Source organism: Rossellomorea sp. SC111 (assembly GCF_024733565.1).
Classification (GTDB): domain Bacteria; phylum Bacillota; class Bacilli; order Bacillales; family Bacillaceae_B; genus Rossellomorea.
This window is the reverse complement of the sequence record NZ_JANIOC010000007.1, coordinates 118644-136252: the sequence shown is the minus strand read 5'-3', so window position 1 is coordinate 136252 and position 17609 is coordinate 118644. Positions and strand designations below refer to the sequence as shown.

Genomic DNA, 17609 nt, shown 5'->3' with positions numbered 1-17609 from the left:
GGTCAACAGGGTTTTTGTAAATTATTTGACTATTTAGATTAATCTGATTATAAGTAAACGCTTACATCTTTGTCCTAATAGAGTTTATGGTGAGAAAAAATTTTATGAGATTTTTTTCATTTAAGGGGTGAATGGCCATTCAGAAGTGGCAAATATCTCAGTCGAAAATTTTTCGACAAAATCCTACAGGAATGGGGGTTCGGGGAGTTTGTACCCAGGCGGATCGGGACAGGTGCATCCTTTTCACTATCTTACAATGGAGAATGTTTCTGTCTTTTTAAGCGAGATGCTTTTTCCATTCCACAAAAAAAGAATCAATCCAGAAAGCCGGGCCCCTGGATTGATTCTTCTATACCCATGTATACATATAATTCTTATCTTCGACATCGTTAGCTTTTTTGACAATTTTCAACGGCTTGAAGGTATCGATCATGACAGCGAGCTCCAACGTTTCTTTTTTTCCGATACTGGCTTCCGTCGTTCCTGGATGAGGTCCGTGTGGAATTCCGCTCGGATGGAGGGTAATCGATCCTTTCTTGATTCCTTTTCTGCTCATGAAGTTTCCTTCTACATAGTAGAGGAGCTCATCACTATTCACGTTGCTGTGATTATACGGAGCCGGAATCGATTCCGGATGGTAATCATATAATCTCGGCACGAATGAGCAGACCACAAAGTTATACCCTTCAAACGTTTGATGAACAGGCGGCGGCTGATGGACACGACCGGTGATCGGCTCGAAATCCTCTATGTTGAATACCCATGGATACAAATATCCATCCCATCCGACGACGTCCAGTGGATGATGATTCAACACGTGGGAATGGAGCGCACCCCTTGACTTGGTGATCACTTCAAACTCGCCCTTTTCATCCTTGGTTTCTAGCTTTTCCGGGCCACGCAGATCCCGTTCACAGAATGGACTGTGTTCCAGCAGCTGCCCGTACTCGTTTCGGTAGCGACGAGGAGTGGTGATCTGGCTGAATGACTCGACGATCAGCATCTTCGTCTCTTCTTCTGGAAGTACTCGGTAGATGGTGCCGATCGGAATCACCACATAATCACCTTTTCCATATGTGATCGTTCCGAACATCGTCTCTACCTTTCCTTTACCAAAATGGATATAAAGCATCTCATCTCCATCACCATTCCGGTAAAAGCTTTTCATCTCTTCTGTGACATAGGCAGTTCCAATCAATAAATCGGAATTACCAAGTAAATACTCCCGGCTCTTTAAGGCACAGCCTTTCTTTTCTACCTTGTCTGTAAAGAAATGTCGATGGCGCAGAGCACCCTCTTCCTCAAATTCCGGCATATAACTGCCTAAATACTCTGTTTTCGCCACCGCCGTCGGCAAATGATGATGATACAGAATCGACTGTGTTCCCGAGAATCCCTTCGTCCCCATCACCTGCTCCCTGTAGAGGGTGCCGTCGTCCTTTTTAAACATGGTGTGACGTTTGTGAGGTATGCTCCCCATTTGTCGATAGTACATGGTCTTCCTCCTCTCTTCTCTCTGCAATCGTATTCTTTAAAACTCCTAACCCCTTAATCTCTAATTCCACCACATCCCCGGGCTTCAACCACGGATGCTTCTCGGGACCAAGTTCTAAAATACAGCCGGTTCCAACCGTACCGGATCCGACCACCTCACCGGGATACAGGGTGACGTCTTTCGATGCGCGTTCAATCATGTCTCCAAATGTATAATGAATATCCTGATAATTCCCTTGTGATAAGAGCTTCCCATTCACTTTTGCCGTCATGGGAAGGTCAAGACGGTCACCTCTGCGATAAGCATCCATCTCATCCTTCGTCACTAGATAGGGACCGAAAGACGTGGCAAAATCTTTTCCTTTCGCGGGACCGAGTCCGACTTTCATTTCATGCTTCTGAATGTCCCTTGCACTCCAGTCGTTCATGATCATATATCCGTAAATGAAGTCTTCCGCATTGTCGCGGGAAATGTTCCTGCCTTCTTTACCGATGACACAGGCAATTTCCAGTTCATAATCCAGCCACTCACATCCAGCCGGCCTTTCAATGTGATCAAGGGGGCCCTTGACGGCCAAATGATTGGTGAAATAGAAGACTGGGAAGTCATACCATTCCGGTACCACGTCGAGCCCCCTCCGTTTACGGGCCGTTTTCACATGCTCTTCAAACGCATAAAAATCCCTGATGCTGACAGGTCTTGGAATCGGGGCCTTCAGTGTGACGTTCCGTAATGGATACACTCCTTCGTCTCCCTCTGAAAAAGCGCCCAGCTCTTTCATCCGTTTCAGTCCTGCATCACCAAGATCGATGATGGATAACATACCTTTAGGGAGGTATCCTCCGCTTACAGCATGGATGTCCACGACAAGATCATCCTGAACGATTCCGAGCCTCACTTCTCCTTCTTTTATAAAACTAACAAGCTTCACGTCATATCACCTTTTTCGAATCAATTCAAATGAATCGGATAATGGTTTGGTGTACATCTGACCGGCAAGCCTTCCCACCGGTTTGAGTTTCTCTGAATCTATTTTCCCGTCATAATAGAGTTCATCATTGATTCTCACACATTCAACCTTCCCGATGATCAGGCTCCCTGCACCTGGATGATCACCGAAGTGAAGTACGTCATGAAGAACACATTCCAATTGAACCTTGCTTTCGGTTACACCCGGCGGTTTTACCGTGATCGATTCTTTCTTCGTAAGCCCGACCTGTGCAAATTCATCAACGACGGATTCAAATTCAATGGCACAGTTGTTCATCTCCTCCACGAACTCTTCACTGACGATGTTGATGACAAATTCCTTCGTTTCCTCGATGTTTCGGAGGGTATCCTTTTTGCTGCCATCCTTCCCTTTTCTCATCGGGGAGAAGCAGACAAGCATAGGCTCTGCAGAAATCGCCGTAAAGAAGCTGTAAGGCGCCAGATTTGCAATTCCTTTTTCATCAAGGGATGATACGAAGGCAATCGGCCTTGGCAGAATCGAGCCGATCATCAGTTTATAAGCTGACTGCCACTCAAGCGTCTGGGGTTTGATATCCATTTCACTTCACCCCTTCGTTATTTAAAATGGATTTTAATGCCCCAACGAATCGTTTATTATCCTCTTCGGTTCCAATCGTGACCCTGACCGTGGTCGGATATCCGAGAAGCGTTCCTGAACGGACGACGAGACCCCTTTTGACAAGCTCATAGGAAACCACATCCCCATTCCACCCTGTGTCCACCATGATAAAGTTCGATTGAGAAGGGAAATAGGATAAGCCCAATCGGTCGAATTCCCTCTCCAAATAACGACGACCCTGTTCGTTCTTATGGGTGCACTCCCTTATAAACGCCTGATCTTCCAGGGCAATGATCGCCGATTTCTGAGCAACGGTATTCACATTGAAGACATCTTTCACTTTACGGAGCTGTTCAGCTATTTCTTCATTCATGACCCCGAACCCGACCCTTAGTCCGGCAAGGCCATATATTTTCGAAAATGTCCTGAGGACGATCAAATTTTCGAATGCAGGCAGAAGCGGCAGGGTTTCTAAATAATCATCGGTTGTCACGTACTCCATATAGGCTTCATCCACCACCACCAGGATGTCTGGCGGTACGCTCTCGATAAAATGCAGGAGCTCTTTTTTTCCGACGATGGTACCCGTCGGATTATTCGGATTGCACACAAAGATGATCTTTGTTTTTTGTGTGATATGAGCAAGCATCCCTTGTAAGTCATGTGTGCCGTCTACTAGAGGGACAATGACCGGAGTGCCTCCTTCTATCAACACATTGGTCTGGTACCTGGGAAACGTCACGTCGGCCATGATCGCTTCGTCGCCGCTATTCAAATAGGCCCTCGTCAACAGCCGGATCACTTCATCCGATCCGTTGCCGAATACGAGTTGTTCTATCGGAACCCCTAAGAACGCTGAAACTTTTTGACTCAGATCAACCGCAGCCCCGTCCGGATATAAAAACAGGTCGCTTCCGTTTTTTTTAAACCACTCTTTCACTTTCGGGGAGCAGCCATATATATTTTCATTTTCCGATAACTTTCTGATGGAACTGAGCCCGTGCTCCTTCTTTAAGTCCAGAAGCGTCTTCCCCAGCACATATGGAGCGATATGTGTGACCGCTTCTCTTGTTTTGAACTTCAATGTCATACATATACCCTCGCCTTCCTCATGGATGAAGGGGGTCGACCCATGTGTTAGCTTGTCTCCCCGTTAAAATATGTACCTGTAATCTGTACGATATTAAAGCGTAGAAGCAGCTAATCTCTTCATGAGTTAACCCCCTGACCGGTCCTTTGACCCCCGTTATATATGTTCTATCTGTCTATTTTTTTATTTATAGGTTTCCTCTGCGTTCCTGTTCACGCTCGATGGATTCGAATAGTGCTTTGAAGTTTCCTTCGCCGAATCCTCTTGCCCCTTTACGCTGGATCACTTCGATGAATAATGTAGGACGATCAACGATTGGCTTCGTGAAAATTTGAAGCAGATACCCCTCGTCATCCCGGTCTACTAAAATATTCAACTCTTTGATTTGCGAAATCTCTTCATCGATTTCACCTACACGCTCTGAAAGCATTTCGTAGTAGGAATCAGGAGTGTTGAGGAACTCCACTCCATTTTCTTTCAAAATACCGACTGTTTTCACAATATCTTCCGTTAAGATCGCAATATGCTGAACTCCCGGACCACCGTAGAATTCAAGATATTCTTGGATTTGTGATTTACGTTTCCCTTCAGCAGGTTCATTGATCGGGAATTTGATGCGGCCGCCATTATGCATGACCTTGGACATCAAGGCAGAATATTCGGTTGTAATGTCTTCATTCGTGAAATGACGCATTTCCTTGAAGCCCATCACTTTTTCGTAGTATTCCACCCACTCTTCCATGCGCTCCACGTTTCCGACGACGTGGTCGACAGCGATGATGCCCGCATCTTCATTTTTAAGAGCGGTTTCATATTTTTCAAAGCCAGGCATGAAAATCCCTTTGTAATCCTTACGTTCCACAAGTGTATGGATCGTATCCCCATATGTACCGATCACGGCTTTCTTCACTTGTCCCTTATCATCTTCCAGTGTCGAAGGAGGCATGATCTCAATCGCACCCCGTGACACTGCCCCACTGTAAGCCTTTTCAACATCATCCACGACAAGTGCGATGTCTTTGATGCCGTCTCCGTGTTTCTTCACGAATTGGGACACCCGGCTTCCTTCGTGCAGACTTCCTGTAATGAGCAATCTTACTTTGTTTTGTTGCAGTACATATGATACCGTGTCACGATTCCCCGTTTCGAGTCCTGAATAGGCAACGGTCTTAAAGCCGAATGCCGTACAGAAGAAGTGGGCTGCCTGCTTTGCATTCCCTGTATAGTACTCTAAATAGTCAACATCCCTTACCGGAAATACATCTTCTACTTTCACCTGTTTTTTTGCTGCATTTTCTTGCATACTAATCCCTCCATCAAACGTTAGTATATTCTGAATATTATATTAAATAGTTTCATTGAACTTCTCAAGAGCGGCTAGTAAAGCTTAAACGCTTCTCTGTGATGAAGTCCGTCCCTCTTTTCATCTTGCTGGTTCCTTTTTTCTGGGAGGCATATGCACGGCATCCCCCTTTAAACCTTCGACTGCTTCGAGCATGGTCTCATTCATGCTTGGGTGGGGATAGAGCGGAAAGCGAAAGTCCTCATCCCTCGCTGCCATTTCGAGTCCCATTACACCTGCTGTGATCAGCTCGACCGCACCCATTCCCATCATATGGACACCAAGGATCATATCCGTTTCACTGTCTGACACGACTTTGACGAATCCGTCCTTCTCCTCTGTAAGCTGGGCGTACCCATTTCCTCTGACGGGGTTCTCACTCACTGTGACCGAGTAGCCCTCCCTCTGCGCTTCCTCTTCTGTAAGGCCGGCATACGCAATCGGAGGACTCATCTGCACCACCGTAGGCACAAACCGCAAATCCGCCTCTACCGGAAGTCCCGCCATCGCCTCTGCAACCGTCTTCCCCTGCTTGATCGCCTTCACTGCGAGGGACGGACCTTCCGTCACATCCCCGATCGCCCAAATATGGGGAATGGAGGTCCGTCCCTCCCGATCTGTCTGGATAAACCCCTCGTCGGTTATTTCCATCCGGAGACGGTCGAGTCCAAGGTCGGATAGGTTCGGTTTCACTTGTCCGCTCACGACAAAGTGAGAGCCTTCTATCGAGACTGTTTCACCGTTTTCTTTTTCGATCTCAGCGATGACATGTCCGTCCCTTTCACAGGCATTTCTCAATACGGAATTTTTGATGACACTGATTTTTTGTTTTTTTAACTGTCTGGACAATTCTTTAGCCAGGGAGGTATCCAATGCTAATTCTTCACTCAAGATCAACGTGACACGACTTCCCAATGTGCAGAAAACGGACGCAATCTCCAATGAAATATAATCTGCACCATATACGATCAATTCCCGGGGGGTCTCCTCCAGCTCAAAAACCTGTCTTTCCTTCAAGACAGTACCCCCATCGAAGATGATTCCATCCGGATAGTGAAAGTCTCCACCTGTCGCCACGATCGCCTCTTTAAAATTAAGGAGACTGAACTCATGACCGTTTTCAACCCCTATACGGGATTCTGACAGAAAGGATGCCGTCCCTTTTACGATTTCCACCATATTCGCTTTACAGAGGGATTCCACACCGCTTCTGAGCTGGGTGATTTTTTTATGTTTATAGTGTTGAAGAGTCGCAAGATTTGCTTCTACTTCCCCAAGCTCCATTCCCATTTCCTTCAAGTGCTTCATTTTTTTGAATTCCTGGGCAAAATGGGTGAATACCTTTGACGGGATGCATCCCTTATTTAAACAGGTCCCCCCCAGATCTTCCCGTTCGATCAGCGTGACCTGTCTACCGAGGCCGGCTGCTCTGATCGCTGCGTGATAGCCGCCTGGACCTCCCCCGATGACAACAACGTCTTTTTCTTCTGTAATTTCTCCTACTACCATTTACATCAACTCCAAAAGCATGGATTGAGGCTCTTCAATCAAATCTCTTAAACGATTCGTGAACTTCACGGCCGTCCCGCCATCGGCCACTCTGTGATCAAATGACATGGATACATTCATCATGGAGCGGACGACAATTTCGTCCTTATCATTCACCATTGGACGCTTCTTCGTTTTATGAAAGGCGACGAGGGCCACTTCCGGTTCGTTAATGATCGGAGTGGCTCCGATCGAACCGTTCAACGGGCCGACATTGCTGACCGTGAAGGTACCCCCTTTGACCTCTTTCATCGTAAGCTTGCCTTCCTGCGCCTTAACGGTGAGTGCCTTCATTTCAGCCTGGATTTCTTTCATCGTCTTCCCTTCCACCCCTTTGATGACAGGGACGATCAGACCTTCATCTGTATCGACTGCGATACCGATATTATGCCGGGATTGAAGCTTGACGCACTCTTCCTCTTCATTGAGGCGTGCATTGAAGATCGGGAACTCTTTTAAACAAACAGAAAGGGCTTTGACAAAATACGCCCCCATGGAAATGGACTGGCCGCATCGTTTCATCGTATCTTTCCAGACTAATAGATTCGTGACGTCGATTTCTTCAAAATGGGTACAGTGCGGAATCGTTCTGAGCGACTGTGACATTTTGGAAGCAATCTGTTTTCTTCTGCCCCGGAAAGGGATGGTGGTCCCGGTGTGCTCTTCTGTAGTCACTTGACCATCGGGCACTTGTTCTTCCTCGGGTTTTGGAGGTGGCCCGACTTCCCCTTTCATATAGAGGAGAACATCTTCATCGACAATTCTCCCCCCGGCTCCGGAACCGACCACTTTTTCAATGTTGATCCCATTTTCCCTTGCGATTTTTCTCGTATACGGGGAAGCAAGGATCCTTTTCTTCTTCGAGACCTGAGTCGTTTGGGGAACGATACGTCGGCTTGCATCTCTATGTTCCTTTTCCATCAACAGGACCGTCGATCCAACCGGGATCGTCTCACCTTCCCTTACGGTGAATTCCTTGATCACACCTGAAAAAGGTGCCGGGATCTCCGCCGTCATTTTATCTGTTTGTACCTCTACAAGTGGTTGATCCGCTCTAACTACATCCCCCACTTTCACAAGAAAGTGATTGATGTTGGCTTCGGTCATCCCTTCCCCGATATCATGAAGCTTAACTTCCATGGACTCCCTCCTACTCTAATAGCGTGCCACTCTCTCCACTGCAGCAAGCACTCGTTTACTGTCAGGCAAATAGAAATCTTCAAATCCGAAATACGGAACAGGCGTATCGAATCCTGTTACACGTTCTGTCGGCGCTTTTTGATATAAAAAGGATTTGTCATTGATGATCGCCAGTACATCATTGCCAACCCCACCCGTTGCATGGGCTTCATGTACGATGACCGTTCTCCCCGTCTTCTGGACAGAGCTTGAGATCAGATCTTTATCAAGAGGATAGAGAGTTCTAAGATCGAGTACCTCGCAGGAAATCCCTTTTCCATTTGCTTCTTTCGCTGCGTCCTCTGCGACCTTCACCATCGCTCCCCACGCAATGATCGTGACATCCTCACCCTCAGTTACTACCTTGCCCTTCCCGATTTCCACGGTGTACTTCTCTTCCGGCACTTCTTCTTTGGAAGACCGGTAACATCGCATAGGCTCAAGGAACAGGACGGGATCAGGGTCTTCAATTGCCGCAATCAGAAGGCCCTTGGCATCATACGGCGTTGCCGGACAAACCACTTTGATTCCCGGCATATGAGTGAAGATTGCCTCTGTACTATCGGAATGAATCTCAGGTGCCCTCACCCCAGCCCCATAGGGAGCCCTGATGACCAACGGACAGGTAAAATGTCCAAGTGTACGGGCGCGTATCCTTGATGCATGGGTCATGATCTGCTCGTAGGCAGGATATATGAATCCTAAAAATTGGACCTCGGTCACGGGACGATAACCGTTCAAACCCATTCCGATTGCTGCTCCAATAAATCCTGCTTCACTTAAAGGTGTATCAAGAACCCGGTCTTCCCCAAATTCCTGTTGCAGGCCATCCGTCGCCCTGAACACACCACCATTGGTACCGATATCCTCCCCCATTAACAGGACATCGTCATTCTCCGCAAGCATTACTCTCATCGCATCCGTGATGGCCTGAACCATCGTCAACGTCTTCATTTTCGTTAAGGTGTTCATTCTACTCACCTCTCAATTGCTCAAGGAGCTTTTCTTTTTGTTCACGGATTGTCCACGTCGGCTTCTCAAACACATAATCGAAGATCAAGCTCGGATCTGCGGCTGGGTAAGCTTCCAGTTCGTCAACGGCAAGGTCCACTTCCTTTACACATTCCATTTGAACAGAAGCCATCCATTCCGCGTCAAGCCAGCCCCTTAGCTCCATGTATTTTGTTAAGCGATCGACAGGGTCATTCTCCTTACGCCGCGAATCGCTTTCCTGCTGATCACGGTACTTCGTCGGGTCATCGGCTGTCGTATGGGCACCGTATCTCCACGTCACGGACTCAATCAAGGTAGGTCCGTCCCCGTTTCTTGCCCTCTCCAAAGCGTTCAGTGTTTCAAAATAAACCGCAAAAATATCATTGCCATCGATTCGGACGCTTGGGATATCGTAGGCCAGCGCTTTCTGGGCAATGGTTTTCGTTTTCATTTGTTTGTGTATGGGAACAGATATGGCATACTGATTATTTTGATTGAAAAAGACGACCGGAGCCCCCCACACGCTTGCCAGATTCAATCCTTCATGAAAATCTCCTTCAGAGGTGGCACCGTCGCCAAAGTACACAATGGCTGCATTACGGGTCCCTTTTCTCTTTTCGGCGAATGCTGCCCCTACCGCGTGTGGAAGCTGAGTCGCAATCGGGATGCCTGGAGTGAAGATGTTCTTACCTTCAGGAGGCACACAGCCTTCATTCCTCCCTTTCCAGAAAAGCAGGATATGAAGGAGCGAATGGCCGAACGTCATGGTCGCACCATGGTCCCGATAGGATGGGAATAACCAGTCTTTGTCTTGCAGGGCAAGGGCACTCCCGACCTGAGATGCCTCCTGGCCTTCATATGGTGCATACGTTCCGATACGGCCCTGACGCTGCAGGCTAACGGCTTTACGGTCGAAGGTACGGATCCGGATGAGATGCCGGTAAAAGGTGCGGGCCAAATCCTCTGAAATATCCTTTTCATATTCGTTTCTAAGCAACTGTCCTTCCTGATCCATGACTCGGACCAGTTGAAATTCCTCGATCATTTCATCACCTCGTATGGTGCATTATTGTTGGAGATTTGGGATAATCATGTTTTTATGAAATTGCCTGGATTTACGTTCTAACCGACCATTTCGGACGCTTCGCATGGGAGAAGAAGCTGTTTCTTCTCGTGCGTGCGTGAATCCGGTCCTCGCAGAAACGGTTGGCCGCTTCCACCGTTGTCATGTGCTGATTTTCTGACTGCAGATAGATGTTCTGAAGGCTGTTGTAGATGGCGCTAGTCTTTTGCAGGACACGTTCTTTGTTCGGCTCGTATAATTCGTCCGCAACCTGGATCAATCCACCTGCATTGACGATGTAATCCGGGGCGTACAGGATCCCTTTTTCGTGAAGCTTCATGCCATGGGAAAGATCTAATAGTTGATTGTTGGCAGAGCCCACGACCGCTTTAACTTTCAACTGATCCACCGTGTGATCGTTAATGACTCCCCCGATGGCACACGGAACGAAAACATCCGCATCGACAGAATAAATTTCTTCTCCCGATACGACCTTTATGGCTGCTCCCATGCCTTTCGCTTTCGCAACCAATAGATCGATTGATTTCTGACTGATATCCGTTACATACAAATCTGCTCCCTCTTCAAGCAGTCGTTCGGCTACTTTAAACCCGACCTTCCCAAGTCCTTGAATGGCGTAGCTTTTCCCATGAAGGTCTTTTGAGCCCCATACGTTTTGGTTTGTCGCCTGCAAGCCATTAATCACGCCCATGGCAGTCGGGATGGATGAATCACCGCTCCCACCGTACTCTTCATTGACACCGACGATACAATTTGTTTCTTTTAAGGCATAAACGAAATCTTCAGGCGTGGTCCCCATGTCCGTCCCTGTATAGAATCTTCCGTTTAGGGATTCAACGAATTGACCGAAGGCACGGAACAACTCCGGATGCTTATCTGTTTCCGGATCTCCGATAATGACCGCCTTGCCTCCACCGAAGTCCACGTCGGCTGCGGCACATTTATACGTCATGCCTTTGGATAGGCGCAGGACGTCTTCAAGCGCTTCATCCACTGATGCATACGGTCTCATGCGGCATCCGCCAAGAGCTGGTCCAAGAGTGGTATTATGTATGGCGATGATGGCTTTAAGCCCTGTTTCTTCATCGTTGCAAAATACGACTTGTTCATGGTTTTGTATTCTCTGGAACATATCCATTTCATTTCCCCCTACAAGCTCTCTGTTTGTAACCGCTTTCAATTCAGTCGATACTTTAGACACTGTGCTTCCTCCTTTTACTACTTGCTTATTAAATGGATCTAGCCCTCTTTTATTCTTTCGTTAATTTTCTCTTTGGGTAATACCACTTGCTTCACTTCACCTTTTCCAATGAGTCTGTCATTCTCTCGATCTCTGACAGTCACTTCGGTTATGATGACATTTCGTTCATATTCAATAACGTTCGCTCTGATTTCAAGATGGGAACCCGTTTTCGCCGGCGTCACATGGCTGGCGTTCACCTTTGCCCCCATTCCTTCTTCGTGCTCTTCCAAATAGGGTAGAATGACTTTCCTGGATGCCCACTCCATGTGATATACCATCGACACCGTTGAATACACGGGATGAACCACGTTTCCTTCAAACTGGGCATACATGCCGGGGGTGACTTCAGTCGTAATAACGGCTGTATGGCCTACTGCTAGTCCAGACTTCATTGCTTGCCCCCTTTAAACCAACGAATAATATATTTTTATATAACGTTAATTCAACGATATAATAACATTTTGTTTTATAAATAGTCAATAAATTGTTAAAATATTTAAAATATTATATTAATATAAGTTATGCAGAGGGACGGACCTTCCGCATCGCGGAAGGTCCGTCCCTCACTCTACTAACGCAAAAAAGCAACGGAACCAAAGTCCCGTTGCTTTTTACAGAAGGTTGTTTATTTTTTTATTAGCCTATGAAAGAAGTGCACGGTCACTTGCCAGTTGACTGCCTCGGATCCTCTGGAATTCATGTAGCAGTCCTTCGACGGTAAGATGCTTCTTCTGTTCTTCATTCACTTCAAGGATGATCTGCCCCTTATCCATCATGATCAAACGGTTCCCGAGATCCAGCGCCTGCTGCATATTATGGGTGACCATCAACGTGGTGAGCTTGTATTTCTCCACAATCTCTTTTGTCAGGTTCGTAATCAGATCCGCACGGGCCGGATCAAGGGCGGCCGTATGTTCATCCAGCAGTAGGATCGATGGCTCTGTGAAGGTCGCCATCAAGAGGGAAAGTGCCTGCCGTTCTCCACCTGACAATAACCCAACCTTGGCATTCAGACGGTTTTCAAGTCCGAGATGCAGGGTTTCAAGTACTTCTTTAAAGAACACTTTCCGTTTTTTCGTGACCCCCATCTTAAAGGTCCTCGTCCGATTGCGTGAATACGCCATGGCCAGGTTCTCTTCTATGGTCATGGATGGCGCCGTCCCTGCCATGGGGTCCTGGAATACGCGGCCGATCAGCTTGGAACGTTTATACTCAGAAACCTTCGATACTTCGTGATCATCAATCAACACATTTCCGATATCAGGAAGCAGTACCCCTGAAACGATATTCATCAGTGTCGATTTCCCCGCACCGTTACTGCCGATGACCGTGACGAAATCACCTGGTTTCAGAGAGAGCTGAATATCATCAAGGGCGATTTTTTCATCGGGCGTCCCTTCATTGAATACCTTATGAATTCGATTTAATTGTAACACCGCCATCACCCTTTCTCTCTGAAATCGGCGTTTGGTTTAGTCGGTCCGCCATCCGCTGTGCCTTCCGTTTCTTATCCTTGTAACGATCCATCACCTTAGGCATGACAAGTGCCAGAATGACGATGGTCGCCGTGATCAGTTTCATATCTCCTGTTTCAAGGAAATCTACTCGAAGGGCCATGGAAACGACCAATCGGTAGATAATCGCCCCACCGATTACGGCTAAAGTCGTACGGGCAATTGTCTTCGTTCCGAATAATGCTTCACCGATGATGACAGAAGCGAGCCCTATGATGATCATCCCGATCCCCATTCCGACATCGGCAAAACGGCTGTATTGGGCGATCAGGGCACCGGATAGTGCCACCATCCCATTCGAGATGCCTAAACCGAGAATGATCATCAGATTCGTATTGGCCGAGAAGCTGCGGATCATCCGTTGATTATCCCCTGTCGCTCTCAACGCCAACCCGATTTCCGTCTTCAGAAATGCATCTGTCAAAAATTTGATCACAAGCGTAATGATCGTCATGATGAATAGAATGCTCCACGTTCCCGGAACAGGTTCCCCGAGTCCGATGGCCGTCCATACTTTATTAAGGGCGGCATCGATTCCAAGAGGGGACCAGAATCCTTCTATCCCTGTAAAGGCAGTATCCTGACTGAGCAGGGGTACATTCGACCTCCCCATGATCCGGAGATTGATGGAATAAAGGGCGATCATCATCAAGATCCCTGATAATAAGGCATTAATTTTACCAAACGTATGAAGTAAACCTGTTATACATCCTGCTACAAATCCAATCACTATCGCCGTAATCGTTGCGATGACGGGGTTTACGCCACTGACGATCATGGTTGCAGCGACAGCGGCCCCTGTTACGAAGCTGCCATCGACTGTTAAATCTGGAAAATCCAATATCCGAAAGGACAGATAGACTCCGAGGGCCATAATAGCGTAAATGATTCCAGATTCAAAGGATGCGAATATTGCTGTTGGCACGAATCATCATCCTTTCCTATTTTTCTTCGATAAACTTCCCAAGGTCTGACCAGGCTTCCTGTACTTCCACACCTTGTTCTTCAGCTGCCGCTTTATTGAACATCAATTCAAAGTTTTCCGGAGCCTGTACAGGGAGTTCAGAAGGTTTTTTCTCTCCTTTTAAAATCTTCACTGCCATCAACCCGGTTTGGTAACCAAGATCTTCATAGTTGAATCCACTCGCTGCAATAGCTCCTTTTTTCAATGAATCAAGTTCTCCTACAAAAAGAGGAATATCCTTTTCATTGGCTACCGTGATGACGGACTCAAGGGCTGAAACGACTGTGTTATCTTTCGGGATGTAAAGGGCATCGACCCTTCCTACCATGGATTCAGTCGCCTGCTTCACATCTGCAGACGTTGAAACCGTTGCTTCAACCACTTCTACGCCTTTTTCCTTCGCAAGCTTGTTCACTTCAGCTACTTGAACGACAGCATTTTGCTCTCCGGAATTATACACAATCCCGATCTTCTTCGCTTTCATTTCATCCGTAATAAAGTGAAGTGTCTTTGAAATCGCTTCTGGGTGAGTATCTGTCGTACCTGTTATATTCTCACCTGGCTCGTCAAATGACTTGACCAGTTCAGCACCGACAGGATCAGTGACAGAGGTGAATACGATTGGGATGTCTTTCGTTGCATTCAGGGCAGTTTGTGCACTTGGGGTTGAGTTTGCAAAGATGAGGTCTACACCGTCCCCGACAAAGTTCTTCGCAATGCTTTGAGAATTACTTTGATCTCCTTGCGCGATTTGAACATCATACTTAACGTTTTCGCCTTCCTTGAAACCGTTTTCATCCAAAGCCTTCTTAAAACCTTCAAACGCTGCATCCAATGATGGATGTTCCACAATCTGAGTTACCCCGATGACATATTGCTTCTCACCATCTCCATCGCCGGAACTCTTATCACTACCGCATCCTGATAGGATCAGCATTCCAAATAACATAGAGATCACAACAAGTAATAAACTCTTCTTTTTCACAGAAATCCCCCTTTTTCTCTTCCTGATATATGATCAGTAGTCTACTAGACTAGCAAATCCATGTATGATAAAAATATGAGCGAACGTAAATACAACGTTATATTATCACTCCAGTCACAAAATAGTCAATAATATTCGGAAAATTTAAAAATTAATACTAGTATAGTCGGTCTTGGGGTGAATATCTAGAGGAAGTTACGGAAAATTTTTGTGCAATAGCTTTCTGACATGAGGATGGAATCTGTGATGGGGGATGTTGAACCTGTGCCACTTTGCGAGCTCCACCCAAAAAAAAGCGCCCTCCCTAAAAGGAGCAGCGCTTAGAAAACCTTAATCTATTAAGAACGCATTCCGTAACTGGAAAGCTCTCTGAAAATCCTGTTTGCATCGCTCATCATTCTTTCCAGTAGCACCTCTACTGTTGGAATATCCTCTACAAGACCGGACACCTGCCCGCCGTTGATGAAGCCCTGATCCAGTTTCCCTTCAAGCGCCCCAATCCGGTGATGATCTTCGGATGTCATGTTGTTGAATTCATCAGGGGCGACCCCCTCCCGCTCTTTTTGAAGCAACCCATCTGCATAAGGTGTCTTCATCACACGTCTTACCCTGCCGACAGAACGTCCTACGATGACCGTGCTATCGTCCTTTGCTTCCACCAGTGTAGATTTATAGTTTTCATGAAAAGGAGCTTCCTTGGTCGCGATGAAACGTGTTCCCATTTGTACCCCACTGGCACCGAGGGCAAGCATGGAAGCAAGTCCACGTCCATCACCGATCCCTCCTGCAGCGACTACGGGAATCTTCACCGTATCCACGAGCTGTGGGATAAGAGTCAGAGTGGTTGTTTCCAGGTTGGAGTTGATCCCTGCAGCTTCATATCCTTCCGCCACGATTACATCCGCTCCTGCATCTTCTACTTTCTTCCCCTGCTTTTTCGAAGCGACGACGCAGATCACCTTTACGTTGTGTTCATGAAAATAGGGAATGAGCGGGGATGGATTTCCCGCTGATAAAGAAACGACCGGAATCCCATGCTTCACCACTAAGCGAACCATTTCTTTCAGATGCGGTGTGATGGAAATCGGAATGTTCAGCGCGAAAGGCTCACTGGTCCTCTTTTTTGTTTCGGTGATGATCCCTTCCACTTCCTCCACGCCCATGGTACCGACTCCGATTGTACCGAGTGCTCCTGCTTCAGAGATTGCCGCCGTCAACGGGGCATTGCTGATGTTCCCCATGCCACCTTGAATGATAGGATATTTTATATGTAAGACGTTCGTTAGATTATTCATTATAATCCCCCTTCGTTAAATTTATGTTATACTTTTTGGGATTGTTCGACAAGTCCAAAAGATAATTTCACTAATTTGAAGTTTTTTGTTGACAATTTATTCCTAAACACATATTCTAAAAGCAGCTACTTTGCAAAGCAAGGTAGCTGTTTAATCACTCAGTACCTTGTAATGCAATATAATAGAAGTGGGGGATTCATATCATATGTCTATCCGCAGTCAGCTATTAAAGGGGATATTAGATGGTTGCGTTCTTTCTGTAATTGAAAAAGAACCGGTCTACGGGTATGAACTTTCAAAAAAACTGCAGTCTTCAGGATTACAGGATGTAAGCGAAGGGACTATATATCCAGTATTGCTACGGCTCCAGAAAAATAATTTAATCCGCGGGGAAATGCAGCCTTCAGAATCTGGACCCAACCGAAAATATTATTATTTAACGGAGGAAGGACATACAGCACTCTCTGATATATCAAGGGAATGGGAACAAATCGTATTACCGGTCACTGCATTATTAAAAAGGGGGAACCAGAATGATTGAAGCAAAGCAATTGATCGAATTAAATAATCAGAAACGAACAAGATTGTCAGAAGAGAATGAAAAGTATTATTCGGACTTTCTGATATACATGCGTCTTCAGCTTACATTATCAGAGCAGCAGACCGAGGAAATATTGATGGAAATCCTGGATCATATCATTGATGGACAGCGTGAGGGTAAAACAGCGAGAATGATTTTAGGAGAAGATCCCAAGGCTTACGCTGACGATATCATTGAACAGCTACCCTTCGAAAAGAAGAGAAGTATTGCTACATTCATAGCATCATTAGCTTTGAATTTATTCGCATACTTCTTGTTGACTCGTGGATTTTTATTATTGATAGGTCCAATGTTTAAGGAAGTAAGAAATGAAATTTATCCAGTAACATTCTCTATCCTTGCTATTCTTATATTCTGCTCAAGTTTAATTGGTGTAAAGATTATCTTCTCTATTATTAAAAAATCCTTGTTCAAAGAGAAGCAAACCCCTATTAAAGACTCCATTAAGGCAGGAACAATGGGCATGATATCAATGGGGGTCATTATTTGCAGTATCTACTTCCTGCCTAATATCGGGCCTTCATTCATGTTTCCTTGGTATGCTTCGCTTATTACAGGTGCGTTCCTTTTAGCACTCTCTTATTTTCTAAAAAAGTAGAAGTCCGTCCCTCTAAAAAACCACCTGTCAAATGCCCCTATACCAATCCGTATTGGGGTGCTTCTTGTAAAATATGTGCTCAAATGGCAGTTGTCGTAGCAACATTAT

At 46.2% G+C, this 17609-nt stretch carries 17 protein-coding genes; 2 read left to right on the top strand and 15 right to left on the bottom strand.

The window, feature by feature from the left end; all coding sequences use genetic code 11:
* Positions 1–349: 349 nt before the first annotated feature.
* The 15 genes from NQ095_RS10980 to NQ095_RS10910 all read right to left on the bottom strand — a co-directional run bounded on the left by NQ095_RS10980 (position 350) and on the right by NQ095_RS10910 (position 16302).
* On the bottom strand, positions 350–1495 hold the full coding sequence (locus NQ095_RS10980; RefSeq protein ID WP_258263508.1) for a homogentisate 1,2-dioxygenase: 1146 nt from the start codon (positions 1493–1495) through the stop codon (positions 350–352).
* Entirely contained in the window at positions 1443–2426 is a 984-nt protein-coding gene (locus tag NQ095_RS10975; RefSeq protein WP_258263506.1) for a fumarylacetoacetate hydrolase family protein, read from the bottom strand. Before NQ095_RS10975 ends, NQ095_RS10980 begins: the two co-directional genes overlap by 53 nt.
* Positions 2427–2432: 6 nt before the next feature.
* Complete coding sequence (locus NQ095_RS10970; protein WP_258263505.1) at positions 2433–3044, bottom strand: flavin reductase family protein; 612 nt, start codon at positions 3042–3044, stop codon at positions 2433–2435.
* 1 nt (position 3045) lies between these two features.
* The gene (hisC, locus tag NQ095_RS10965; protein WP_258263504.1) at positions 3046–4155 is read right to left on the bottom strand and encodes a histidinol-phosphate transaminase; all 1110 of its coding nucleotides are present in this window, start codon (positions 4153–4155) and stop codon (positions 3046–3048) included.
* 187 nt (positions 4156–4342) lie between these two features.
* The gene (hppD, locus tag NQ095_RS10960) at positions 4343–5458 is read right to left on the bottom strand and encodes a 4-hydroxyphenylpyruvate dioxygenase (RefSeq protein WP_258263503.1); all 1116 of its coding nucleotides are present in this window, start codon (positions 5456–5458) and stop codon (positions 4343–4345) included.
* Positions 5459–5578: 120 nt separating this feature from the next.
* The gene (gene lpdA / locus NQ095_RS10955) at positions 5579–7006 is read right to left on the bottom strand and encodes a dihydrolipoyl dehydrogenase (protein WP_258263502.1); all 1428 of its coding nucleotides are present in this window, start codon (positions 7004–7006) and stop codon (positions 5579–5581) included.
* Complete coding sequence (locus tag NQ095_RS10950) at positions 7007–8185, bottom strand: dihydrolipoamide acetyltransferase family protein (protein ID WP_258263501.1); 1179 nt, start codon at positions 8183–8185, stop codon at positions 7007–7009.
* A gap of 15 nt (positions 8186–8200) precedes the next feature.
* Positions 8201–9196, bottom strand: coding sequence for an alpha-ketoacid dehydrogenase subunit beta (locus tag NQ095_RS10945; protein ID WP_309137634.1), 996 nt, complete (start codon positions 9194–9196; stop codon positions 8201–8203).
* Between the two features lies 1 nt (position 9197).
* The gene (pdhA, locus tag NQ095_RS10940) at positions 9198–10262 is read right to left on the bottom strand and encodes a pyruvate dehydrogenase (acetyl-transferring) E1 component subunit alpha (protein WP_258263500.1); all 1065 of its coding nucleotides are present in this window, start codon (positions 10260–10262) and stop codon (positions 9198–9200) included.
* Between the two features lie 70 nt (positions 10263–10332).
* Complete coding sequence (locus NQ095_RS10935; RefSeq protein WP_258263605.1) at positions 10333–11439, bottom strand: Leu/Phe/Val dehydrogenase; 1107 nt, start codon at positions 11437–11439, stop codon at positions 10333–10335.
* Positions 11440–11540: 101 nt separating this feature from the next.
* Complete coding sequence (locus NQ095_RS10930; RefSeq protein ID WP_258263499.1) at positions 11541–11936, bottom strand: thioesterase family protein; 396 nt, start codon at positions 11934–11936, stop codon at positions 11541–11543.
* A 249-nt stretch (positions 11937–12185) separates the two neighbouring features.
* A complete protein-coding gene (locus NQ095_RS10925; protein ID WP_258263498.1) occupies positions 12186–12980 on the bottom strand; it encodes an ABC transporter ATP-binding protein in 795 nt (264 codons plus the stop codon).
* Positions 12955–13983 carry an ABC transporter permease gene (locus NQ095_RS10920; RefSeq protein WP_258263497.1) on the bottom strand — a complete coding sequence of 343 codons (1029 nt, stop codon included), beginning with the start codon at positions 13981–13983 and terminating at the stop codon, positions 12955–12957. The genes NQ095_RS10925 and NQ095_RS10920 overlap by 26 nt, the downstream gene beginning before the upstream one ends.
* A gap of 16 nt (positions 13984–13999) precedes the next feature.
* A complete protein-coding gene (locus NQ095_RS10915) occupies positions 14000–14971 on the bottom strand; it encodes an ABC transporter substrate-binding protein (RefSeq protein ID WP_258263604.1) in 972 nt (323 codons plus the stop codon).
* Between the two features lie 374 nt (positions 14972–15345).
* The gene (locus tag NQ095_RS10910; RefSeq protein WP_258263495.1) at positions 15346–16302 is read right to left on the bottom strand and encodes an NAD(P)H-dependent flavin oxidoreductase; all 957 of its coding nucleotides are present in this window, start codon (positions 16300–16302) and stop codon (positions 15346–15348) included.
* 205 nt (positions 16303–16507) lie between these two features.
* Here NQ095_RS10910 and NQ095_RS10905 point away from each other — a divergent pair, with 205 nt between their 5' ends.
* Entirely contained in the window at positions 16508–16843 is a 336-nt protein-coding gene (locus NQ095_RS10905; protein WP_258263494.1) for a PadR family transcriptional regulator, read from the top strand.
* Positions 16836–17501, top strand: coding sequence for a DUF1129 domain-containing protein (locus tag NQ095_RS10900; protein ID WP_258263493.1), 666 nt, complete (start codon positions 16836–16838; stop codon positions 17499–17501). The genes NQ095_RS10905 and NQ095_RS10900 overlap by 8 nt, the downstream gene beginning before the upstream one ends.
* Positions 17502–17609: the final 108 nt, after the last annotated feature.

Excerpts from the sequence above, each read along its gene's own strand:
- NQ095_RS10980 (WP_258263508.1), bottom strand. The coding sequence starts at position 1,495 with ATGTACTATCGACAAATGGGGAGCATACCTCACAAACGTCACACCATG.
- NQ095_RS10970 (WP_258263505.1), bottom strand. The coding sequence starts at position 3,044 with ATGGATATCAAACCCCAGACGCTTGAGTGGCAGTCAGCTTATAAACTG.
- hisC (WP_258263504.1), bottom strand. The coding sequence starts at position 4,155 with ATGACATTGAAGTTCAAAACAAGAGAAGCGGTCACACATATCGCTCCA.
- hppD (WP_258263503.1), bottom strand. The coding sequence starts at position 5,458 with ATGCAAGAAAATGCAGCAAAAAAACAGGTGAAAGTAGAAGATGTATTT.
- lpdA (WP_258263502.1), bottom strand. The coding sequence starts at position 7,006 with ATGGTAGTAGGAGAAATTACAGAAGAAAAAGACGTTGTTGTCATCGGG.
- NQ095_RS10950 (WP_258263501.1), bottom strand. The coding sequence starts at position 8,185 with ATGGAAGTTAAGCTTCATGATATCGGGGAAGGGATGACCGAAGCCAAC.
- NQ095_RS10945 (WP_309137634.1), bottom strand. The coding sequence starts at position 9,196 with ATGAACACCTTAACGAAAATGAAGACGTTGACGATGGTTCAGGCCATC.
- pdhA (WP_258263500.1), bottom strand. The coding sequence starts at position 10,262 with ATGATCGAGGAATTTCAACTGGTCCGAGTCATGGATCAGGAAGGACAG.
- NQ095_RS10935 (WP_258263605.1), bottom strand. The coding sequence starts at position 11,439 with ATGGATATGTTCCAGAGAATACAAAACCATGAACAAGTCGTATTTTGC.
- NQ095_RS10930 (WP_258263499.1), bottom strand. The coding sequence starts at position 11,936 with ATGAAGTCTGGACTAGCAGTAGGCCATACAGCCGTTATTACGACTGAA.
- NQ095_RS10915 (WP_258263604.1), bottom strand. The coding sequence starts at position 14,971 with ATGTTATTTGGAATGCTGATCCTATCAGGATGCGGTAGTGATAAGAGT.
- NQ095_RS10910 (WP_258263495.1), bottom strand. The coding sequence starts at position 16,302 with ATGAATAATCTAACGAACGTCTTACATATAAAATATCCTATCATTCAA.
- NQ095_RS10905 (WP_258263494.1), top strand. The coding sequence starts at position 16,508 with ATGTCTATCCGCAGTCAGCTATTAAAGGGGATATTAGATGGTTGCGTT.
- NQ095_RS10900 (WP_258263493.1), top strand. The coding sequence starts at position 16,836 with ATGATTGAAGCAAAGCAATTGATCGAATTAAATAATCAGAAACGAACA.